The 21,249-nt window shown below is 65.4% G+C and carries 19 protein-coding genes; 13 read left to right on the forward strand and 6 right to left on the reverse strand.

Going from position 1 to position 21,249, the window contains the following annotated elements; all coding sequences use genetic code 11:
* Positions 1-17 precede the first annotated feature (17 nt).
* The gene (locus tag IPK69_05195) at positions 18-1,901 is read right to left on the reverse strand and encodes a peptide MFS transporter (protein ID QQS10017.1); all 1,884 of its coding nucleotides are present in this window, start codon (positions 1,899-1,901) and stop codon (positions 18-20) included.
* Between the two features lie 178 nt (positions 1,902-2,079).
* Complete coding sequence (locus IPK69_05200; GenBank protein QQS10018.1) at positions 2,080-3,285, reverse strand: amidohydrolase family protein; 1,206 nt, start codon at positions 3,283-3,285, stop codon at positions 2,080-2,082.
* Positions 3,286-3,366: 81 nt separating this feature from the next.
* On the opposite strand from IPK69_05200, the gene IPK69_05205 reads away from it, so the two are divergent.
* The 10 genes from IPK69_05205 (at position 3,367) to IPK69_05250 (ending at position 13,006) form a co-directional block, all read left to right on the forward strand.
* The gene (locus IPK69_05205; protein QQS10019.1) at positions 3,367-4,782 is read left to right on the forward strand and encodes a nucleotide sugar dehydrogenase; all 1,416 of its coding nucleotides are present in this window, start codon (positions 3,367-3,369) and stop codon (positions 4,780-4,782) included.
* A gap of 142 nt (positions 4,783-4,924) precedes the next feature.
* Positions 4,925-5,830 carry an acyltransferase gene (locus IPK69_05210; protein ID QQS10020.1) on the forward strand — a complete coding sequence of 302 codons (906 nt, stop codon included), beginning with the start codon at positions 4,925-4,927 and terminating at the stop codon, positions 5,828-5,830.
* 149 nt (positions 5,831-5,979) lie between these two features.
* Positions 5,980-6,825: a BtpA family membrane complex biogenesis protein gene (locus tag IPK69_05215; protein QQS10021.1), complete on the forward strand. Its 846-nt coding sequence runs from the start codon at positions 5,980-5,982 to the stop codon at positions 6,823-6,825.
* Positions 6,826-6,924: 99 nt separating this feature from the next.
* A complete protein-coding gene (gene kdsB, locus IPK69_05220; protein ID QQS10022.1) occupies positions 6,925-7,749 on the forward strand; it encodes a 3-deoxy-manno-octulosonate cytidylyltransferase in 825 nt (274 codons plus the stop codon).
* Between the two features lie 78 nt (positions 7,750-7,827).
* Entirely contained in the window at positions 7,828-8,688 is an 861-nt protein-coding gene (locus IPK69_05225) for a site-specific DNA-methyltransferase (protein ID QQS10023.1), read from the forward strand.
* Positions 8,669-9,319: a hypothetical protein gene (locus IPK69_05230; protein ID QQS10024.1), complete on the forward strand. Its 651-nt coding sequence runs from the start codon at positions 8,669-8,671 to the stop codon at positions 9,317-9,319. The genes IPK69_05225 and IPK69_05230 overlap by 20 nt, the downstream gene beginning before the upstream one ends.
* A gap of 124 nt (positions 9,320-9,443) precedes the next feature.
* Positions 9,444-9,680 carry a hypothetical protein gene (locus tag IPK69_05235; protein ID QQS10025.1) on the forward strand — a complete coding sequence of 79 codons (237 nt, stop codon included), beginning with the start codon at positions 9,444-9,446 and terminating at the stop codon, positions 9,678-9,680.
* Between the two features lie 1,482 nt (positions 9,681-11,162).
* A complete protein-coding gene (locus IPK69_05240; GenBank protein ID QQS10026.1) occupies positions 11,163-11,894 on the forward strand; it encodes a hypothetical protein in 732 nt (243 codons plus the stop codon).
* Positions 11,895-12,043: 149 nt separating this feature from the next.
* Positions 12,044-12,607 carry a hypothetical protein gene (locus tag IPK69_05245; GenBank protein QQS10027.1) on the forward strand — a complete coding sequence of 188 codons (564 nt, stop codon included), beginning with the start codon at positions 12,044-12,046 and terminating at the stop codon, positions 12,605-12,607.
* Positions 12,608-12,634: 27 nt separating this feature from the next.
* On the forward strand, positions 12,635-13,006 hold the full coding sequence (locus IPK69_05250; GenBank protein ID QQS10028.1) for a hypothetical protein: 372 nt from the start codon (positions 12,635-12,637) through the stop codon (positions 13,004-13,006).
* Between the two features lie 88 nt (positions 13,007-13,094).
* Here the strand turns inward: IPK69_05250 and gap are convergent, their stop codons facing one another.
* Both gap and IPK69_05260 read right to left on the reverse strand, forming a co-directional pair.
* Entirely contained in the window at positions 13,095-14,132 is a 1,038-nt protein-coding gene (gene gap / locus IPK69_05255; protein QQS10029.1) for a type I glyceraldehyde-3-phosphate dehydrogenase, read from the reverse strand.
* A gap of 82 nt (positions 14,133-14,214) precedes the next feature.
* Complete coding sequence (locus IPK69_05260; GenBank protein QQS10030.1) at positions 14,215-14,712, reverse strand: hypothetical protein; 498 nt, start codon at positions 14,710-14,712, stop codon at positions 14,215-14,217.
* Between the two features lie 110 nt (positions 14,713-14,822).
* On the opposite strand from IPK69_05260, the gene IPK69_05265 reads away from it, so the two are divergent.
* The 3 genes from IPK69_05265 to IPK69_05275 all read left to right on the forward strand — a co-directional run bounded on the left by IPK69_05265 (position 14,823) and on the right by IPK69_05275 (position 19,702).
* A complete protein-coding gene (locus tag IPK69_05265; GenBank protein QQS10031.1) occupies positions 14,823-16,205 on the forward strand; it encodes an aminoacetone oxidase family FAD-binding enzyme in 1,383 nt (460 codons plus the stop codon).
* 48 nt (positions 16,206-16,253) lie between these two features.
* Positions 16,254-17,882, forward strand: coding sequence for a HAMP domain-containing histidine kinase (locus IPK69_05270; protein QQS10032.1), 1,629 nt, complete (start codon positions 16,254-16,256; stop codon positions 17,880-17,882).
* 65 nt (positions 17,883-17,947) lie between these two features.
* Positions 17,948-19,702, forward strand: a complete 1,755-nt coding sequence (locus IPK69_05275) for a MiaB/RimO family radical SAM methylthiotransferase (protein ID QQS10033.1) — start codon at positions 17,948-17,950, stop codon at positions 19,700-19,702.
* Positions 19,703-19,727: 25 nt separating this feature from the next.
* Here IPK69_05275 and IPK69_05280 read toward each other — a convergent pair whose 3' ends face one another.
* Together IPK69_05280 and IPK69_05285 are read right to left on the reverse strand one after the other, a co-directional pair.
* Positions 19,728-20,318, reverse strand: a complete 591-nt coding sequence (locus IPK69_05280; protein ID QQS10034.1) for an NAD(P)H-dependent oxidoreductase — start codon at positions 20,316-20,318, stop codon at positions 19,728-19,730.
* A gap of 118 nt (positions 20,319-20,436) precedes the next feature.
* Positions 20,437-21,249: a hypothetical protein gene (locus tag IPK69_05285; protein ID QQS10035.1), complete on the reverse strand. Its 813-nt coding sequence runs from the start codon at positions 21,247-21,249 to the stop codon at positions 20,437-20,439.

Raw genomic sequence — 21,249 nt, forward strand, 5'->3', positions numbered from 1 at the left:
TGGCGTGAGTCGGCTCATTACTCCTTGTCCTGGTGCATCCACTTCGAGAGGAGCGGCGACAGGATGAGCACGATCACGGCCGAGATCCCGCCCGCGATCGCGATCTTCAGGAAGACATCGCCATAGACGTTCACGGTCTCCTGTGGCGGCGGGAGAACCTTCGACTCCTCGCCCCCGTGACTGACGCCGGTGAGTTTGGCGATGAGACCTGCGAGGTAGTTCGAGAAGGCCGTCGCCAGGAACCACCCACCCATGACCGTGCTGACGATCCTCGTGGGCGAGAGTTTCGTGACCATCGAGAGCCCGACGGGCGAGAGGCAGAGTTCGCCGGTCGTGTGCAGGGCGTAGCCGAGCACGAGGAACGCCATTGAGGTCATCCCGCGATCGGTGCTGTTGGACGCGCCGTACCAGAACGCGAGGAACCCCGCGGCGAGTTGGAACAGCCCGAGCGCGAACTTGACCGGCGTGCTCGGCTCCATCTTCCGCTTGCCGAGGAAATCCCAGAGCGCGGAGAAGACCAGCCCGAAGATCATAATGCAGACCGGATTGACGGCCTGGAAGATCGTTGCCTTGACCTCGCTCCCGCCATAGGCCTGACCCACATCGGATTCAGTGACGGCCCAAGAGATCGTCGGGCGCTCGCCATTCTGGAAGGCCTCCTTGTTCGCCTCGCGAAAGGCGTCGTTCACGTCGTTGATCTCGTTGAGGCGAACGATGGTGCCATCGCCCCGCCTGAGACCCACGAGCGCCTGGTTCGCCTGGACGTCGATGGTGGTGCCGACCTGTTCTTTAGTGAAGACGTCGGGCGAGACGATGCGATCGACGTTGCGATCGGTGAAGTTGTTGACGCTGCTGCCTGCCTGCTCAAAGAAGGCCCAGAAGAGCATCGAGAAGAACATCAGGATCAGCACGACGAAGAGGCGTTCGCGCTCGACCTTCGCGGACTTGAGCGCGGTGATGAGGATCGTGCCCAGGGCGATGACGCCAAAGAACGTGAGGGCGTACCCGGCGATCTCGCTCTTGTGCACGAGAATCGCGATGACGGGAATCGCGAGCAGGATGCCGCCGTAGACAAACCACTCGCTCGAGGGGATGCCCTGACGCGGGGTCTGATTCTCGATCCGGCCTGCCCACGACGGCAGCCCGCCCTTGGAGATCGCCATGATCGCCGCGCCCGCCGCGACGAGGAGCGCCAGGCCAACGGGCGCGTTGACGATGAGCATGAGCGAGTCGTTCCGCCCGACATAGACCATGCTCAACGCGGCGGCGAGCGCTCCGAGCCCGATGACCATCTGCGTGACGATGGACGGCGCGACAAAGACGGCCAGCCCGACAAGCATGCCGATCGTCGCAAGCCCGAAGCCGTAGTGCCAGCCGAACGTCTCGCCCACATAGCCGCAGAGCAAGGGTGCGAGCGCTGCACCGAGGTTGATGCCGATGTAAAAGATCGTGAATCCGGCATCGCGCTTGGGGCTTCCCTTGGGATAGAGCGTGCCAACGATTGTGGAGATGTTTGGCTTGAAGAAGCCGTTGCCACAGATGAGCAGGGCGAGAGCCGTGAAGAACGTGACGTCGTTCTCGATCGTCATAAGCAGGTGCCCCGCGGCCATCAGCAGACCGCCGATCACCACAGACTTCCGCGCGCCGAGCAACCGGTCCGCGAGCATGCCGCCGATGAACGGCGTGGCGTAGACGAGCGCCGTATACGCCCCGTAGACCTCGTACGCCCGCGTGTCGCCGAAGCCGAGGAAGCCTTTGGTCATGTAGAAGACCAGAAGCGCCCGCATGCCATAGTAACTGAACCGCTCCCACATCTCGGCAAAGAACAGCGTGAAGAGGCCCGGCGGGTGCCCGAGGAACTCGGGGGAGATCTGTGGGGCGGCCTGTGGATTCGTTGACATGCGCAGTGAGTCCTTGTTGAGTCGGCCACGCGGTGAAAAAAAACGGGCGCGGCGTCGGGGTCCTGTTCGCCTCCATCGGCGGGCCGGGGCAGGATACTCGATTTTCGCCCTGTTTGCGAGTGGTTCGGCACCCACCCCCACCACTTCCCGTTCCCTGATCGACGATTGTTCGTCGCGGCTATCTGGTGTATGCCGGCACGCCCGCCACGAGGACCGACTCGATCCAGCGGTCGTCCCAGGCGTAGAGCAGCGTCGAGAGTGGGTCGGGTGCCGTGAGGGGGATCGTCGGGCGTGCGAGGATGAGGTCTGCCCGGGAGTGCGCGCGCAAGACGCCGAGATCCTCGAATCCCAGCAACGCGGCATTCCCGGCGGTGATGGCGTGCCACGCCTCGCCGGCGGTGGGCGGCTTGTGCCCGAGTTGCTTGGCGGCATCGAGCATCGCGCGCGCGACACGCACCATCGAGCGATCCGGCCCGCCGGCGATGTCGCTCCCCAGCGCGATCGGCACGCTGGCCGACGCGAGCGATCGGCGGTCCATCACGCCGGAGTTCAGGAATCGGTTGGCGGTTGGACAGTGAGCGGCGATGGCCCGCGCGCGCGACAGCGTGGCTCGCTCATGGTCAGAGAGATGGATCGCGTGGGCGAGCAGCGAGTTCGGCGAGAGCAGGCCGGCGGCGGCGTAGACGTCGGTGTAGGTGGATTCCTCGTGGAGTTCGCGGACGCGCGCGCACTCGGGCACAGTCTCGGCGAGATGTGTCTGGACGAATCGACCGGTCTTCGAGGCGAGATCGCCCGCGGCGTGCAGCAGCGCGCGCGAGCAGGTGATCGCGAAGCGCGGGTTGATGGAGGGCTGGACTCGGCCTTGCGCGCGCAAGGACGCACACTCGGCGATCAGGCGATCGGCGGGGCGGGTGAGTTCGGCTGGCGCCTCCTGGTCCATGAGGACCTGGCCGACGTGGGCGGTGAGGTTGAGGGTCGCGAGGGTGTCGATGGCGGCCTGGGCGGCAGCGTGGTGAACGGTGGAGTAGGCGGCGAAGGCGGTCGTGCCGAATGAGATGAGGTCCCTGGCGACGCGGAGGGTCATGTCGGCGGCATGCTGGGCGTCTTCCCAACGGGCCTCGGCGGGGAAGATGGCCCGTTCGAGCCATTCGAGGAGGGGCAAACCATCGATCCCGATGGAGTCGTACTGAGGAAGGTGGAGGTGGGCATCGACGAAGGCGGGGAGGATGAGGAGCGGATTGGAGAGGTCGAGTTCTTGTGACGGATCGAGTTCGACGGCGTCGATGGACTGGCCACGGAGGTGGATGGTGCCTGGGACGAGGCGCGTGGTGGATGGCGACTCGGTGAGGAGGAGTGTGCCGGTGATGAAGTTCTGGGACGGCATGGTGTTTGGGAGGGTACGGGCAGTGTGGGTTGTATAGTGGTTGGTGGCGGGGTGCGATTTCGGGCCGATGATGAGGAGCGCATGGGCACACAGCAGCGTGGACAATCGGGGCGCGGTACTCGTGGGCATGACTCGGTCGGTGACGGCCGAGGTGCCGCGATCTCGGCGTCGGCCCGTGACCTGATCGCACGGTTTGAAACGAGGTCGGCGACGATTGGTGTGGTGGGGCTTGGGTATGTCGGGCTGCCCCTGGTCCGGGCGATGCATGACGCGGGGTTCCGGGTCATCGGGTTCGACATTGACGAATCGAAGATCACGAGTTTGAAGGCGGGCGAGACGTATCTGAAACACCTGGGGACGGGACTCGCGAAGGAGTTGGCGCGGTCGGATCGGTTTGTGCCGACGACGGACGAGAAGGCGTTGCGATCGTGCGACGCGATCGCGGTGTGCGTGCCGACTCCTTTGGGGAAGCATCAGGAGCCGGATCTTTCGTTTGTGGAGTCGTCGTGCCGAATGGTGGCGCGGATGCTGAAGCAGGGCGGGCTGGTGTCGCTGGAATCGACGACGTATCCGGGGACGACGCGGGAGATTTGCAAGTCGATCCTGGAATCGCGCGAGGACGGCACCAAGCACGTGTGTGGCAAGGACTTCTTCCTGTGCTTTAGTCCCGAGCGTGAGGATCCGGGCCGCGCGAGCGCTGAGACACGGACGATCCCGAGATTGGTTGGCGGTGTGGACGAGGCCAGCACTCGGGTGGGCGTTGCGTTCTACTCGGCGGCGATCGAGCGGGTGATCGGCGTGTCGTCGGCGGAGGTGGCCGAGGCGGCGAAGTTGCTGGAGAACATCTATCGCGCGGTGAACATCGCGCTTGTGAATGAATTGAAGCCGCTGATGATGAGGATGGGCATCGACGTGTGGGAGGTGATCCGAGCGGCGTCGACGAAGCCGTATGGTTTCCAGGCGTTCTATCCAGGACCCGGGCTTGGCGGGCACTGCATCCCGATCGATCCGTTCTATCTGACGTACAAAGCGAAGGAGTTTGGCGTCGCGACGCGGTTCATCGAGCTGGCGGGTGAGATCAACAGCCGCATGCCGGGGTATGTGGTGGAGCGGCTGGCTGGGGCACTCAATGACGACGGGAAGGCGCTGAAGGGAGCACGGATTCTTGTGTGTGGGCTGGCGTACAAGCCGGACGTGGATGACGTGCGCGAGACGCCGGCGGCGGAGATCATTCGCCTGTTGCACGAGGCGCACGCGGAAGTCTCCTACCACGATCCGCATGTCGCAAAGTTCCCGGCGATGCGGCGGTACAAGTATCGTTTGTCGTCGGTGGCGATGACAGTGGAGACGCTGGGCAAGGCCGACGCGGTGGTGATCGTGACGAACCACTCGAGCGTGGACTATGCGACGATCGGTCGGCACGCAAGGCTGATCATCGACACGCGGAACGCGATGGCGGGGGTCGAGGGTGTCACGGCGCGAGTGGTGAAGGCGTGAGGTCAAAACTACTTGGAGAAATGCAGTAGAAGAAGTAGGGGCAGGCGGGCCGCCTGTCCCACGAGGGTGGGTAGGTCGAGCATCGAAGTTCGTTCACTCTGTATGCAGCGTACGGGGAGGCATGATGGCGGCAGCGGGATCAATGAGTTCATCGGGTTCGTCGGGTCGGGTCGTGCGGGCGGCGCTTGTGCAGGCGTCGTGCCCGGACTCTTCGCGGCGAACGGTCGAGCAGATCAAGCGCGAGATGGTCGATCGGCATGTGGCGTATGTCGCGCAGGCCGCGAAGGCAGGGGCGCAGATCTGTTGCCTGCAGGAACTCTTCTCTGGGCCGTATTTCCCCGCGGAGCAGGACCCGAAGTGGTACGCCTTTGGCGAGTCGATCGAGGAGGGGGCGACGGTCCGCACGATGCGCGACCAGGCGCGCAAGCATGGCATGGCGATGATCGTGCCGATCATGGAGGAGTCGATGCCCGGCGTGTATTACAACACGGCGGCGGTGATCGACGAGCGGGGCGAACTCGTGGGGAAGTATCGCAAGAGCCACCTCCCCCACTGCCTGCCGGGGTTCTGGGAAAAGTTCTATTTCACGCCCGGCGATCTGGGGTATCCAGTCTTTGATCTCGGCTTTGCGTGCGTCGGCGTGTACATCTGCTATGACCGGCACTTCCCGGAGGGTGCACGGGAGTTGGGGTTGAATGCGGCGGAGATTGTCTTCAACCCCAGCGCGACGGTGGCGGGGCTGAGCGAGTATCTGTGGAAGTTGGAGCAGCCCGCGCATGCCGTCGCGAACCAGTACTTCGTCGGCGCCATCAATCGCGTGGGACACGAGAAGCCATGGGAGATCGGCGAGTTCTATGGGCAGTCGTACTTCTGCGACCCGCGCGGGCAGATGGTCGCGACGGCGAGCCGCGATCGTGACGAGGTGCTTGTCGCCGACCTCGACCTCGAGCAGATCCGCGAGGCGCGGCAGGTGTGGCAGTTCTTCCGAGACCGACGGCCCGAGACGTATCGAGAGATCTCGCGGGCGGTTCGCGGACGGGGCCAGTAGGAGCGCGAGGAGTCGCTTCGACCGTGGCTCATTCGGGAGGAGATTCCGACGAGCCGCAGCAGGCTGCTGAATGTGGGCGTGGGAGACGACGGGGACTGACGAGGTGGCGATCGAGGGGGCGGGTGACGGTCGCACCCTATGGTTGAGGCATGGCCCTGCTCTTTGGTGAAAAAGCCCTTGTTGGAATGGTGCACGTGGACGCGCTGCCCGGGACGCCGCGGCATCGGTTGCCGATGCGCGAGATCGTGGCGAACGCCGTGCGCGAGGCTCGTGTGCTGGTCGAGGCGGGGTTTGACGCGCTCATCGTCGAGAACATGCACGACGCGCCGTATGTCTGTGCGCCGGGGGTGGGGGGGGGGGTCACGGGTGCGGGCGGGATGGGCGGCGGGTCGCTTGGGCCCGAGATCACCGCGGCGATGACGCGGGTCGCTGTGGCCGTGCGTGAGGCCGTGCCCCAGATGCCCTGCGGCGTGCAGATTCTGTCGGGGGCGCACCGCGAGGCGCTCTGCGTCGCGATGACGGCGGAGTTGGACTTCATCCGCTGCGAGAACTTCGTCTACGCCCACGTCGCCGACGAGGGGATCATGGCGACGGCGGCGGCGGGCGACCTGCTCCGATACCGGCGGACGATCGGCGCCGAGCGTGTGCGTGTGCTCGCGGACATCAAGAAGAAGCACGCCGCCCACGCGATCACCGGCGATGTGTCCCTGATCGACGCGGCCCAGGCGGCGGAGTTCTTCGGGGCCGACGGCGTGATCGTCACGGGGAGCGCCACGGGCAAGCCGACCGACCCGCAGGACGTGGCCGAGGCGAAGGCGGCGGTCAAGATCCCCGTCGTCGTGGGGAGCGGGGCGACGGCGGAGAGCGTCCGCACGCTGCTCAAGCACGCCGACGCGATCATCGTGGGGTCGTCGATCAAGTACGGCGGAGTGTGGTCGAACCCGATCTCGCTGGAGCGATGCCGGGCGTTCGTCGCCGCGGCGCGGGGAACGTAACACCCAGCACTCCCCCCCACCCCCCACCCCCCCCACTCCTTTCCCCACTCACCTCTTCACCTGCTCACCTCTTCATCTCTCACCACGGAGGACCCACCCATGTCTACCAACCAGACAGACTCCCCATCACCCACATCCCCCCAGCCCCCCGCCATCGTCGGCCTCATCCCCGCGCGCCTCGCCTCGTCGCGGTTTCCCGAGAAGGTCCTCGCGAAGAAGACTGGCAAGCCCCTGATCCAGCACGTCGTCGAGTCGGCGCGAAGGAGCGCGACGCTCTCGCGGATCGTGGTGGCGACGGACCATCCGCGGATCGAGGAGGCCGTGCGGTCGTTCGGGGGCGAGTGCGTGATGACGAGCGCGGAGCACCCCAACGGCACGAGCCGGCTCGCCGAGGCCGCCGAGCGGCTCGCGCTGGGCGCGAGCGACATCGTCGTGAACATCCAGGGCGACGAGCCCGAGATCGATCCGGGCGTGATCGACGCGGCGGTCGCGCGGCTGATCGAGCAGCGGACGGAGGTCGCGACGGTCGCCTCGCCGTTCGCCCACGATGAGGACGCGGCGAACCCCAACATCGTGAAGGTCGTCCTCTCGCGCGAGGGGCACGCGCTCTACTTCAGCCGGTCCTTGATTCCGTATCCGAGGAACAAAGGGGGGGGAGGGGGGGCGGGCGAGGGTTCGAATGCCGTCGCGCCCACGCAACCGCTCAAGCACATCGGCCTGTACGTCTACCGCGTCTCGTTCCTGCGGCACTACGTCGCCCTGCCGCCGACGCCGCTGGAGCAGACCGAGTTCCTCGAGCAGTTGCGCGTGCTGGAGCACGGGTACCGGATCGCGGTCGCGGTGCGTGCCGTGCACACGCAGGGGATCGACACGCCCGAGCAGTACGAGGCGTTCGCGCGGCGGGTGATGGGGATGGGTGTTTGATCTAGAAAGGTGGACAGAGTGTCCAAGGATTTGGCCACCGGTAAGATCTGAATCCGCAGTCCCAGCCTACTCTCGATCATGCCCGCCACGAAGACCAGACCCTCGCGTGGCAAGACCACGCCGGCGCACGTTGAAGCTCCAAAAAACGTCATACTGCATGGTGACGCGCTCAAGGTGCTCCACGATCTGCCAGATGGCCATGTCGACCTGACCGTGTTCAGTCCGCCCTACGACGGGATCCGTGATTACGGCAAGAACTGGAGCCTCGACTACAAGACGCTCGGCTCCGAGTTGTTCCGATCGACCGTCGATGGCGGGGTGTGCGCCGTGGTCATCGGTGACGGCACGAAGGACTTCGCCAAATCGCTGACCACGTTCCGCTGGTCCGTGGATTGGGTGGATCGCGTCGGCTGGCGACTCTTCGAGTGCTGCATCTATCAGCGTCACGGCAATCCAGGCGCATGGTGGACGCAGCGCTTCCGCGTCGACCACGAGTACATCCTGATCTTCTTCAAGGGCGATCGACCGAGGCACTTCGACAAGTCCACTCTGATGGTGCCATCGAAGCACGCCGGGAAAGTGTACTCGGGCACCGACCGACTCACCAACGGCGGGTTCAAGAAGATCGAGCCCAAGGCCGTGAACGACAAGAAGTGCCGCGGCACGCTCTGGGAGTACGCGACGAGCAACACCGAGGGGAACCGGACCAAGCTCGAGCACCCCGCGACCTATCCGGATAAGTTGGCACAGGATCTGATCGAGTGCTTCTCGAAAACGGGCGATCTCGTCCTCGACCCGATGTGCGGCAGCGGCACGACCTGCGTGATGGCCGCGAAATCGAAACGCGACTACCTCGGCATCGAGATCAGCGAGGACTACCACGACATCGCGATGCGTCGGATGAAGGATGAGGTCGAGAATGACGCCCGGCTTTTCTAAAGACGTGGCGAAGGCCAAAGCCGCCTTGAAACCGCTTCCCCGTGAGTGGGAGGGCAAGAAGTCTGTACTGGAGTTGAAGGCCGCCGACTACAACTGGAAGCAGATGGAGTGGTGGGCATTCTACTTTGAGCACCTTTGCCATCAGAAACTCACCGGCGAGTTCGCCGTTCCCGGTGAGCGATTCGGCACCGTACGGTTTGACCTCAAGCGAGCCGTCAACTGGGACATGAAGGCCAAGGCTATCAAGTCCGATGACCACAAGTGCATCTTGAATGATTGCTCTGCGATCGATGCCACTGTGGCGAAGTACGGCGAGCATGGAATCATGATCGCGCTTTGCGATGTAGAATACAACGACGTCGATCGATCGTTTCAGCGTTGGCACAGTCGCCTGAAGGGCGGGCTGTCTGACTACGAAAAGAGGCGGCGTGCCCGCACTTCTGTGTCACGCTACCGCAAGACCAATGCCACACTGTCTGAGATTCTGTTTCTTCGCTTCGATGAGGCGATCGTCAAGCGCCTGGGACGATACAACCAAGGTCGCAACTCCAACGGCAGACCTCGCCCGCCCAAGTACATGCTCGACCTTGAGGACTTGGAAGGCGTTCTTGTCGATCGCTTGAGATTCTGATCGGCGGGTGGGGCTGGTCGGGGGCGTGGCACTGAACTAACGGGAGCCTCGCACTGAAGTCCGGTACCCCGGACTTCAGTGCGAGGGTCGCCGTGCGCACGATGAGGGTCCGATCGTCATCACCGTGAGCGGCACCAAAGTCTGGGGAGGGGGGAGAACGAGGAGAGGGAGAAGGAGAGGAAAGGCCGGACTTTGGTGGCACGGTCGCGTCTTCTCGGTCAGCCCATCACAAGAGGACGCGGTGAAGCGGTACATCGCGGGCCAGGCCGAGCATCATAAGAACGAGGACTTCACGTCGGAGCTGCGGCGCCTCCTCCGCGCCCACGGGGTGGAGTTCGACGAGAGGTATGCATTCGACTAACGCGCCCGCGGTGTCGGGTGATTCCTCTGCCCCGTTGGGGCAGGAGCACGACCACGCGACCTGTTCCACGGGTTGCGCCCGCGAAGCGCGGGCTTCACCCGTGGCTACACCCCATTCGCCCCGTTGGGGCGAGGAGGCGTGCAGCGGGCAGCGAGCGGGGGGGGGGGAGGTGAAGGAGAGAAAGGGCCGGACTTTGGTGGCACGTGCCGCTCTCGTCTCGGGGCACGCGGTCACCCGCCTATAACCCCGCCATGGATGAGTTCTGTGTGGAGTCAAAGGATCGAACTATCACGTCTTACTTCAAACCCGATCCTACGGTTCTCGAGAAACCCAGCAGGTTGGATTGCTTCAATGGCCAAAGACACGACATACATCTGCCCCGTGTGTGGCTACGCTGGGCTTGACGAACCTGCATATGACGAGCATGGATGCGCAACCTACAACATCTGTCCCTGTTGTGGAACGGAGTTCGGTTATGACGACGCCACGGCGGCACACCTAGAACTACGACGCCATTGGATTGTGCGCGGAATGCCGTGGTGGAGTCAACACGCCGCACCGCCAACCGGATGGAATCCAGTAAAGCAGCTCTTCGATGCAAAGCTGGATCGTTAGGGGGGCGTAGCCAAGAGCCGCTCTCGTCTCGGGGCACCCGCCACCCGCCGATAGTCCAGAGCCGCCATCGTCTTTCCGGCACTCGTCCGCCGATCTCCTTGGCCCTGCCGCTGAAGACCGTTGCGCCTCTGCAAAGGCCTGTTGCGCCACGGCAGAGCTCCGTTGCAGTGCTGGGGGCGTGGCACTGAACTCGACTCTCCGTGCCACTGAAGTCCGGTACCCCGGACTTCAGTGCGTGGGTCGTTGAGCACACATTGCGGGTCCGATCGTCATCACCGTGTACGGCACCAAAGTCCGGGGAGGGCGAGGAGAGGGAGAAGGAAAGGAAGAGCCGGACTTTGGTGGCACGGTCGGTTGTATGCCTTGGCCCCGCCGCTATTGACCGTTGCGCCTCGGCAAAGGCCCGTTGCGCTGCTGCAGAGCTCTGTTGTGCCTCGGCAGAACTCCGTTGCGCCGCCGCAATGCTCCTTTGCGGCAGCGCAACGCTCCATTGCGGCGCTGCAATGCTCTGTTGCGGCACCGCAACGAAGCGTTGTCGAGGCGCTGCACTCCGTTACGGAGGCGTCCAATGGGGGGTTGGGGGCGGGCGGGGGGAGGGAGGCGGGGAGGGGGGCGGGGCAGAATCGGCCGATCGTGCGCGGTGTGCAATCTCTTGGCAGTCCGTGACTTGCGACTTTGCCTCGGAATTCCCGGCCCTTGTGCTGAAGTCGCCCCCACCGACGATCGATGCGTGTCGTGGTCCCACGCGGGGGGCGTTCTCTCGCGGAAAGGGCCGACACACCCCAAAGGAGCGGTGTGGATGGATGACGATGGGCGGACCCGTCGCTCACCCGTCCAGCCCGCTTCCGCACCGATGGAGATTCGATCATGAGTGAGTTGCCACGCAATCAGCAGGAGTTCATCGCCTTCTGCCAGGCCCACGCCGATTTGTGGGTGGACAATGCCTCGGCTCTGGGGGTCCAGCCCGCGACCGCCGCTCTTTTCAAGACGCACGCCGACGCCGCCAAGGACACGCTCAGCGACGCCGACAGCGCGCGCCTCGCCTCCAAGGCCGCCACGCAGGCCAACGACATCGCCATGCGGATCGCGCGGAGTGACGCCGCCGATATCATCAAGACCATCCGCGCCTTCGCCGCGACGACCAACAACCCGACCGTCTACGCCGTCGCGGGGATCAACCCCCCCTCCCCCCCGACGCCCGCGCCCAAGCCCGCCAAGCCCGAGCGGCTCCAGACGATCCTCGAGCCGACGGGCGCACTTACATTGGCGTGGTTCGCGAGCAACCCGCGCGGCGGGACCGTGACCTATGCCATCCGTCGGAAGCTCCCCGGCCAGTCGGCCTTCTCCCTCATCGCCACCACCGGCGGCAACGCCGCCGCCAACGGACGACCCACCGGCCGCCGCGGGCTCAAGCAGTGGACCGACGAGACGCTCCCCACGAACTCTGGCGGCGTGCAGTACGTCATCACCGGGACGCGCGGGAACATCGTCGGCGACCCCAGCGAGATCCTCACCGTCGTCTTCGGAACCGGCGTCTCCGGCGCGTTCATCGCCTCGGCGACGACCTCGCCGTCGACGGGCGTGCAGCTCGCGGCGTGAGAGAAGCCGACGGACGAGCCCACACTCGCGAGCCATACTCCGTTCGCGCCCCGTGCCGGGATTCCGGTGCGGGGTGTTTTCGTGGATAGGGGGCGGGGGGCGGGGGGCGGGGGGCGGGGGGCGTCAAAGGGGGATACATTGTGTGTGGCATGGGCGGCGATCCGGACATTCTCGTGGTGCTGACGACGGCCCGGACGGAGTTTGAGGCCGAGGCGCTGGCGGAGGCGCTGCGGTCTCGAGGGATTCCGGCCGAGGTCTTTGGGGGGACGGCGGCGTCGGGGGGCGGGCTGCAGTGGTACACGGCGGGGTCGGACCCGATCAAGGTGATGGTGCGGCGGGGCGACGTGGCCCTGGCGGAGCGCGTGCGGGTGGCGATCAAGGCCGACTCGGTGGACCTCGACTGGGACGAGGTGGACGTCGGCGTGGGGGAGGCGGGGAGCGATGGAGAGAGCACGGCGGATGTGCATCCGGAGAGGGCGGAGGGGAACACGGAGTTCCGAGAACCCGTGGGGCCGCGGAGCACGATGAAGAAGACATCGCTGGTGACGTGGATCGGGTGGCGGATGCTGGCGGTCTGTGTCTCGATCTCGGCGGGGTCGTTCGTTGGACTCTCGGCATGGACGTTGGGCGCGGGGCCCACGATCGTCACGCTGATGACGGTGCTGGGCGCGGTAGGGACGCTGGTCTTCTTCTGGGTGGTAACGCGGAAGTAGCGTGAGGCGGTGAGCGACGTGGATCCGATGACATCGACTCACCCGGAACACGACGACACAACGGATCAAAGCCCTCCATCGACAGCGAGACCCTCGGGAACAGGGACATCGAGCGACGATTCCTCTTCATCCGGGTTCGGTCTTGTGTTCACGTCGGTGCTGGGGACGGGGCTGGTGCTCTTCACGCTTCCCATCCTTGTGGGCCTTGTGGTTGGTGGCGGCCGCAGCGAAGCCGTGGCGTTCCTGGCTGTGTGCCATGGGCTTGGGTTTGGCGTGTGCATGGCCGCGGCACGCCGAGCACGGGGCGGCGCCCGGGCCGCGTGCCTGATCCTGATGGGCCTCGCGGGATTCGGGGTGACGTGCGAGGTGATGGTGGGGATCGGGGTCGCGCTGTCGTGATAGAAGAGCAGCACAATAAAAGACCCGCCTCTGGAGAGGCGGGCCACCAATCTGCCATTGCCTATTGCCTATTCCCTACTGCCTCTTCTCACTTCACCCCGTCCTTGCTCGCGAGGTACTTGAGGAGGTCCACGCAGCGGGCGGCGTAGCCGGCCTCGTTGTCGTACCAACTCACGACTTTGAAGAATCGCTTGTTGAGTTCGATGCCGGCGCCGGCGTCGAAGATGCTGCTGTGGTGGTCGCCGATGAAGTCGCTGCTGACGACCTCGTCCTCGGTGTAGCCCAGCACGCCCTTCATGCTCCCCTCGGAGGCCTTCTTCATCGCGGCGTTGATGTCGGCGAGCGATGTGTCCCTGGCGGTGCGGAAGGTGAGATCGACGCAGGAGACGTCGGCCGTCGGGACGCGGAAGGACATGCCCGTGAGTTTGCCCTTGAGGGCGGGGATGGCGAGGGTGACGGCCTTGGCGGCGCCGGTGCTCGCGGGGATGATGTTGTGGTAGGCGTTGCGCCCGCCGCGCCAGTCTTTCTTGCTGGGGCCGTCCTGCGTGGGCTGGGTGGCGGTGACGGCGTGGACGGTGGTCATGAGGCCTTCTTCGAGGCCGAAGGTGTCGTTGATGACCTTGGCGATCGGGGCGAGGCAGTTGGTCGTGCACGACGCGTTGCTGACGACGGTGTGCTTGGAGGCGTCGAAGGTCTCGTGGTTGACGCCCATGACGAGCGTGGGGACCTGGGCCGGCTCGGCCTTGGTGGGGGCGGAGATGATGGTGCGCTTGGCGCCGGCGGCGTTGTGGGCCGAGGCCTTCTCGAAGTCGGTGAAGAGGCCGGTGGACTCGAGGACGTAGTGGACGCCCAGGTCCTTCCAGGGGAGTTGGGCGGGGTCCTTGATGGCCATGGTCTTGGTCGTGTGCCCGTTGACGGTGAAGGAGGTCTCCGTCGCGGAGGTGGTGACGGGCTTGCCGCCCAGCGTGAAGCGGCGGTGCATGGTGTCGTGCTTCAGGAGGTAGGCGAGGTTGTCGGCGGGGACGAGGTCGTTGACGGCGACGAACTCGAGGCCCTGCTCCATCCCGATGCGGTAGACGAGGCGACCGATGCGACCGAAACCGTTGATGCCGACGCGGATGGCCATGGATGCTCCTTCAGTGGCTGGTGCGAATGGCCGGGCGGCACGGGATCCGTCTCGAGCGCCGCGGCACGACCGGTCAATCGTATCACGCGCCCGCCGGACTTCCCGAATCCGATCGCCCGCGTTTCACGAGGCGTGAACCCACGACAAAGGCCCCGGCGCCCAGGAGGGGCGCGGCGAAGGAGAACCAGATCGGCTCCTTGCCCCCCGTGGAGAGGTCCTTCCCGATCTGCTCGAGGTACTCCATCGTGGTCTGGCCCTCGGCCTTGGGTGTGCGAGCCGGGGGATCGGGCTTGTTCATGTTCTGGATCGCGCCGAAGAGGCCATAGGCGATCATGATCCCGGCGACGACCAGGGCGGGCTTCCACGAGCGGGCGATCACGCTGCAGAGCATCCCGCCGAGGACGGCGATGAGCGTGCCGCCGGCGAGCACGACGATGTTGAAGGTGGTGGTCGTCCAGTACTCGTTGGGGCGGAGGGTGCCATCGATGCCCAGGATGAGCATGGCGGCGAGGAAGAGCAGGCCGATGGCGATGGATGTGACGATGTACGAGACGACGACGGCGATGACTTTGCGAAGCATGGCGGAACCTCCGGGAATGTGTGCGGTCACGGTCGGCATCCCCACCGTGCTCTGCACCCTTCGCCAGGTATCGTAACAGAATCCGGGCCGGCGCACTACCGTCCGCGTGCATGGCGCATGACGCGGACATCGTGGTGGTCGGAGCCGGGGCGGCGGGGCTGTTCGCGAGCGTGTGGGCGGCGAGGACGTTGGCGGCGGCAGGATCGGGAGCGCGCGGGGGTGCCCTGGCACGCGTGATCGCCGTGGATGGGGCGTCGAAACTGGGGGCGAAGATCCTGGTGGCGGGCGGCGGGCGATGCAACGTGACGCACCACAGCGTGGACGAGTCGGCGTACGCGGGTTCGACGAGGCCAGCGATCCGCAAGGTGCTGCGGGCGTTTAGCGTCGAGCGCACGGTCGAGTTCTTCGCGTCGCGCGGCGTGGAACTCAAACGCGAGGAGACGGGGAAACTCTTTCCCACGACGGATCGCGCGGGGGACGTGCTCCACGCGCTGCTCGGCGCGGCCCGCGAGGCGGGTGTCGAGATCCGACATCCGTGGCGCGTGGGGCGAGTCGTGCGCGAGAGTGGCGACACGAGCGGTGGCTTCGGATTCATCATCGAGCGTGAGGACGGGGCGGCGAGCCTGCGGGCACGGCGGGTGATCCTCGCGATGGGTGGGAAGTCGCTGCCGAAGACGGGTTCGGATGGGAGCGGCTTCGAGGTGGCGCGGTCGCTCGGGCATTCGATCACGCCGCACACGTTTCCGGCCCTTGTGCCGATGCTTCTTGAGAAGGGCGATCCGCTCACGGAGTTGAGCGGGATCACGGTGCGTGCCGGGGTGACGCTTCGCGCGGGGACCGGGAAGAAACTGGTGACGTTCGTGAACTCGGTGCTCTTCACGCACTTCGGGCTTTCCGGGCCGGGGGTGTTGGATATCAGCCGGTATTGGACGGCGGCACGATTGGGATCGGGAGTCGCGAACGATCGGCCTGATCCCGAGGCTCGGCTGGAGATGAATCTGATTCCCGATGAAACGTTCGGGTCGCTCGACGCTCTGTTACTTCGTGCAGCGGAAACAGGAAGCGACCTGGGCGTGGCGCGATGGCTGGGGAACGAGTTCAACATTCCCGAGCGGCTGGCGCGGGTGCTCGCGATTCAAGCGGGCGTCGAGCCGGGTGCACGAGTGCGGTCGCTCTCGCGCGAGGCCCGGCGGGCGGTGTCGCGGAGCGTGACGGAGTTTCCGCTGCGCGTGATCGGCGATCGTGGCTATCTCTTTGCCGAAGCGACGGCCGGGGGCGTGCCACTAGCGGAGATCGATCTCGCGACCATGGAGAGCCGCATCATGCCCGGGCTGCATCTGTGCGGCGAGATGTGCGACGTGGACGGACGGATCGGCGGGTTCAACTTCCAGTGGGCGTGGAGCAGCGGGCACGTCGCGGGTGTCGGTGCGGCACGGGGGGATCGCCTCGGACCCAGAGGCGAATTGATCGCACATGAATCTGGGAAGGAGTAGGGTCGCATAGAGGGTTGGGTGCGAAATGCACCCGTACACTCCTCGCACATGTGGCGTGGGATCTCGCTGGCGAACAAGTGCGTGTTGCTCTTTGGCGGAGCGGTGATCGTCATCGTTCTGGCCGCGCTCGTCGTGCCATGGTTCCGCATGACGGACCTGATCGACAGCGGGCAGCGTGAACTCTCGCGGACGCTCGTGGGGCAGTGGCAGCGATGGGAGAACCAGGCGTCGAGCGGTACGGACGGGATCGACGGAACGGGTGTGGCGGACGGCACGGGTGAACCTCGCACGGCCTCGACGTCGGGCCTGATCGAGCGCGGCGGCGTGGTGGCGCGTCGTCTGGACGCGGACGAGGCGGCGTCGCTCGCGAAGACCGATCGTTTCGTGGCCAAGGCCCTCGAGCACTTCGGCGATCACCCCGAGACGGGCGAGTTGCAGGTCTCGCGGTGGGTCGGGACGACGCGAGAGTATCGGTATGCCTCGGCGATCCGAGGCGAAATGGGCGAGGTCGACGCGATCATCGTCCTTGATCGACGGAGTGTTGAGGCGACGAGATTGCTCGTGCTCAACACGGTCTTCCTGTTCTCCGCGGGTGCCGTCGTTCTGGCGCTCTCGCTCGCCGTGTTCTATTTTCTCCTGCAGAAAGTGATCCTCAGCCCGGTGCGATCGCTGCGGGATACGGCGGAACTCGTCCGCGAGGGGCACCTGGAGATCCGATCGGAGATCCAGACCGGCGACGAGTTCGAGGAACTGGCCGAGACCTTCAACTCCATGCTCGCGGACATGCAGCTCTCGCAGGACCAGTTGCGGGCGATCAACGCCGCACTGGACCTCAAGATCCACGAACTCGCGACGAGCAACCGCTCGCTGTACGAGACGGCGAAGCTCAAGGGCGACTTCCTCGCGAACGTCAGCCACGAGTTGCGCACGCCGCTGAACTCGATCATCGGGTTCGCGGAGTTGCTGCTCGACATCGCGAGGCAGGACGCGTCGGGGCTGGCCGAGCCCGAGCCGGCGCTCCTGAAGCGAATCCGGTATGGCGAGAACATCGTCTACGCCGGGCGGAACCTGCTGTCGCTCATCAACACGCTGCTGGACATGGCGAAACTCGAGGCGGGAAAGGTTGAACTGAACCTGGCGCCGATGGTTCTGAAGGACGCGTGCGAGGCGCTCGTGGGACTGGCGCATCCGCTGGCGGACAAGAAGGGGATCCAACTCGGGCTGGAGATGGACGAGGGACTGCCGTCGATCCGGACGGACGCGAAGCGGTTCCAGCAGGTGATCTTCAACTTCCTCTCGAACGCGGTGAAGTTCACAGAGGGCCAGGACAAGACGGGGCGAGTGGGGCGCGTGGTGCTGCGGGCGGAGCGACTGCACGGTGCCGCCCCGGGCGAGAGCGGCGAGACGGAGAAGGTACGCGTGTCGGTGATCGACAATGGGCCTGGCATCCCCAAGGACGAGCAGGCGAAGGTCTTCGACAAGTTCTATCAGGTCGAGGGCGGGCACACGCGCGAGCACGCCGGGACGGGGCTGGGCCTCGCGATCTCGAAGGAACTCGCGGCGGCCCTGGGAGGCGAGATCCAACTGGTCTCGGAGAGCGGGCGCGGGGCGATGTTCAGCCTGATCCTCCCGGTTGAGGGTCCGAGAAGCGCCGTGGAGGTTCAGGCACGCGTGTGAGGCGGCGAACGACTGACGATCGCGCCGAAACGCGTGATTTCGCGCCCGTTCCTACTATTCCCGCCATGTCCGTGATCGATGCCAAACCCGCCGTTTCCATGAGCGCCGCCGCACCGCGTGCGGCGGTGTATCTCGAGACGTTCGGCTGTCAGATGAACGAACTCGACAGCGAGTTGGTCATCGGTCAGTTGCGTTCGCTGGGCTATTCGATGACGGAAAATCCCGAGGCCGCGGGCGTGGTGCTCTACAACACGTGCTCGGTGCGCGAGCACGCGGAGCAGAAGGTGTGGTCACGCCTGGGCGAACTCAAGGAACGCAAGACGCGCGAGCCGGGGCTAGTCGTCGGCGTGCTCGGGTGCATGGCCGAGCGTGACGGACAGGACCTCATCCGCCGGATGCCGGTCGTGGATGTGATGTGCGGGCCTGGGGAACTGGACAAGTTGCCGGCGCTCCTCGACAACGCGGTGCGCACGCGGGCGTCTTTGGTCGCCGATGCGGACGATCACAGTGTCGCGGCCATCGTCTCGGCGCGACAGGTGGCGTTGCAGGGTGGATCATCGCGAAGGAGCGCAACGCTCGCCGCCGCCGAGGACACTCTGGAGATGCTGGACCTCTCGAGGTCGATCTCGCCGGTGGAGACGGGAGCCAAGGGTCGCTCGGCATATGTCCGCATCACGCGTGGCTGCAACAAGTTCTGCACCTACTGCGTCGTGCCCTTCACACGCGGGGCGGAGATCCATCGTCCACCAGAGCACATCCTCGAGGAGTGCCAGCGCCTCGCGGACGCGGGCGTGATCGAGGTCACGCTCCTCGGGCAGACGGTCAACCACTATCGATTCGAGCACGGGTCGAGCGTCTCGATCAACGGCGTGATGCAGCCGCAGAAGGGTCGCGTGTACGCGAGAAGCGACGAGCGGCGCGACGCTTTCGCGGGGGAGCGCGTGACGACGTTTGCGGATCTGCTCGACCAGATCCACGAGCGTGTGCCGGCGATCAGGCGACTGCGCTTCGTGACGAGTTATCCGCGCGACTTCGGCGACGACGTGCTGAGCGTCATCCGCGATCGTCCTCGTATCTGCCGATATCTGCATGTCCCGGCCCAGTCCGGCTCGGACCGGATGCTCAAACTCATGAACCGCGGCTACAGCGTGGGCGAGTACCTCGAGTTCCTCGATCGGGCGCGACAGTTCCTTGATCAGCCCAAGATCGGGAGGCCGCTGATGCTCTCGGGCGACTTCATCGTTGGATTCCCCACAGAGACAGAAGAAGACTTCGAGGCAACACGGTCGCTCCTCGCGCGGGCACGATACAAGAACTCGTTCATCTTCAAGTACTCGCCACGTCCGAGCACGGTCGCGATCGATCGCTTCGAGGACGACGTCCCCGAGAGCGTGAAACGCCGGCGGAACAACACGCTGCTCGCGGACCAGACCGAGATCGGGCGCGCGGCCCACGAGTCGATCGTGGGGATGGAGGCCGACGTGCTGGTCGAGGGGCTCTCGCGGCGTGAACGCAAGAGGCGTGAAGAGTCACCCAGGCACGCGGGCGTGGCGCTCACGATCGGTGGTCGCATGGCGGGCGAGTCGGCGAGCGGAGCATCGTGTGGCTCGGCGTGTGGTGGAAACGAGACGGGCGAGAGCGTGTCGGACACGAATGCAGACACCACGGTGCAGGTCAGCGGACGGACCGATGGCGACGTGATCGCGTTCTTTGAGATCGGCGGCGAGGCCGAGGCGGAACGGCTCGCGGGTCGGATCGTGCGCGTGCGGATTGACTCGGCCAGCGCGCTGGGCGTGAACGCGACGCTGATCACGACGTAATCGAACTCACACCCAATCCATCAACTCAGGCGTGGAACTTGCGGCAGGATTCCACGAGCGCGACGGCCACGCTCTTGGCAAACTCGCGCTGCTTGGGGTCCTTGATCTCCCCCTCGGCGTCGAAGGCCTCGTGGGCCTTGGCGAGCGCGAACTGCTGGGGGATGACCAGGACCTGCACGTGGGAGAGGAGCGCACGCACGGGCGCCAGCCCACGAAGGCCACCGAGCGCGCCCGGCGAGGCCGAGTACAACCCGCAGATCTTGTTCAGGAAGCATGCGTATGGCACCTCGGGCTTCCCGTCGTATCCCATCGGGCGCGTGAGCCAGTCGATGGTGTTCTTAAAGACGGCGGACATCGAGCCGTTGTACTCGGGGGCGGCGATCAGGAGCCCGTGGTGATCGAGAAAGAGTTTCTTGAGTTTCTTCGCGTTCTCGGGGAGACCCGAGGCGTTCTCCACATCCTCGTCATAGACGGGCATCGCGAAGTCGCGGAGATCGATCGTGGTGACATCCGCTCCGGCCTCGCGGGCCATGCGAGCGCCCGCGTGGGCGAGTTTCTTGTTGAATGAGCCGGTGCGGAGGCTGCCGGCGAAGGCGAGTATCTTGGGCTTGGACATCGTCGCTCCTTGTGGATTCGTTTGGACGTTGGCGAGGATTCGATGCACAGGCAGGCCGCCTGGTTTCGCGGGCGGGCTGTGTTCGGATGCGGGACGGGGACGATAGCCGGGCGGAGCACTACGCCCGTCCGATGACATACACCACGTAATCCGGATCGAGGCGGTCATGTTCGTCCATCGGACGCACATATGCGTTCCCGAGGTGGTCCACGGCCTCACCGAGCGAATCATGCACCTCGACCGCCCTAAACCCAGCCTCGAGCATCGCGTCCTTCAGTTCCGCCATGGACCAGAGGCGCCAGTCGTACACGAACGCATCTCGGATTGTCCGCATTGTGCCATCGATCTCTCGCACATCGAAGTGGATCGCGTTGAGGACGCGGCTGCTGACGGCATTCGCGTCGCGCTGCTCCCAGTGATAGGTGATGCGCTCGCCATTGGGCCCACGAAGGCGCTTGCGCGTCGTGCCGAGGCGAAACGCGGACTCGCCGCCATAGAGATCGGCCACCAGCACGCCGCCCAGTCGAAGGCACGCGCGGGCGTGACGGAGATACTTGAGAAGCGAGAGGCGATCGTGGAAGTAGCCCAGTGGGAAGTTGGTCGCGGCGACGATGTCGGCTTTCAGTCGACACGCCATGACGTCACGAGCCATGACCCGCAGCCGATCGCGGTGCTCACGCGGCGTCCGGCGCTCGGCGAGTCTCACCACGGCCTGCACGGCATCAACCGCGATCGCACGATGGCACGAGTCCAGTTCCAACCAGCCACGGGCGAGGGCGGCCGTCCCGGAGAAATCCTCGCGAAGGATGCGCGGCGATCCGGCGTGCACGGCCCGCAGGAATCGCGACATCGCGAGCGGCGCCGTCACCGCGAGTTCGTAGAGCGCGAAGCGATCGAGACTGGGACTCTTGCGTGGCGTCCGTCGCGGCAT

This window comes from Phycisphaerales bacterium (assembly GCA_016699835.1).
In the GTDB taxonomy this organism is placed as follows: Bacteria; Planctomycetota; Phycisphaerae; order Phycisphaerales; family UBA1924.

Excerpts from the sequence above, each read along its gene's own strand:
- IPK69_05195 (QQS10017.1), bottom strand. The coding sequence starts at position 1,901 with ATGTCAACGAATCCACAGGCCGCCCCACAGATCTCCCCCGAGTTCCTC.
- IPK69_05200 (QQS10018.1), bottom strand. The coding sequence starts at position 3,285 with ATGCCGTCCCAGAACTTCATCACCGGCACACTCCTCCTCACCGAGTCG.
- IPK69_05205 (QQS10019.1), top strand. The coding sequence starts at position 3,367 with ATGGGCACACAGCAGCGTGGACAATCGGGGCGCGGTACTCGTGGGCAT.
- IPK69_05210 (QQS10020.1), top strand. The coding sequence starts at position 4,925 with ATGAGTTCATCGGGTTCGTCGGGTCGGGTCGTGCGGGCGGCGCTTGTG.
- IPK69_05215 (QQS10021.1), top strand. The coding sequence starts at position 5,980 with ATGGCCCTGCTCTTTGGTGAAAAAGCCCTTGTTGGAATGGTGCACGTG.
- kdsB (QQS10022.1), top strand. The coding sequence starts at position 6,925 with ATGTCTACCAACCAGACAGACTCCCCATCACCCACATCCCCCCAGCCC.
- IPK69_05225 (QQS10023.1), top strand. The coding sequence starts at position 7,828 with ATGCCCGCCACGAAGACCAGACCCTCGCGTGGCAAGACCACGCCGGCG.
- IPK69_05230 (QQS10024.1), top strand. The coding sequence starts at position 8,669 with ATGACGCCCGGCTTTTCTAAAGACGTGGCGAAGGCCAAAGCCGCCTTG.
- IPK69_05240 (QQS10026.1), top strand. The coding sequence starts at position 11,163 with ATGAGTGAGTTGCCACGCAATCAGCAGGAGTTCATCGCCTTCTGCCAG.
- IPK69_05245 (QQS10027.1), top strand. The coding sequence starts at position 12,044 with ATGGGCGGCGATCCGGACATTCTCGTGGTGCTGACGACGGCCCGGACG.
- IPK69_05250 (QQS10028.1), top strand. The coding sequence starts at position 12,635 with ATGACATCGACTCACCCGGAACACGACGACACAACGGATCAAAGCCCT.
- gap (QQS10029.1), bottom strand. The coding sequence starts at position 14,132 with ATGGCCATCCGCGTCGGCATCAACGGTTTCGGTCGCATCGGTCGCCTC.
- IPK69_05260 (QQS10030.1), bottom strand. The coding sequence starts at position 14,712 with ATGCTTCGCAAAGTCATCGCCGTCGTCGTCTCGTACATCGTCACATCC.
- IPK69_05265 (QQS10031.1), top strand. The coding sequence starts at position 14,823 with ATGGCGCATGACGCGGACATCGTGGTGGTCGGAGCCGGGGCGGCGGGG.
- IPK69_05270 (QQS10032.1), top strand. The coding sequence starts at position 16,254 with ATGTGGCGTGGGATCTCGCTGGCGAACAAGTGCGTGTTGCTCTTTGGC.
- IPK69_05275 (QQS10033.1), top strand. The coding sequence starts at position 17,948 with ATGTCCGTGATCGATGCCAAACCCGCCGTTTCCATGAGCGCCGCCGCA.
- IPK69_05280 (QQS10034.1), bottom strand. The coding sequence starts at position 20,318 with ATGTCCAAGCCCAAGATACTCGCCTTCGCCGGCAGCCTCCGCACCGGC.
- IPK69_05285 (QQS10035.1), bottom strand. The coding sequence starts at position 21,249 with ATGCCGCGACGGACGCCACGCAAGAGTCCCAGTCTCGATCGCTTCGCG.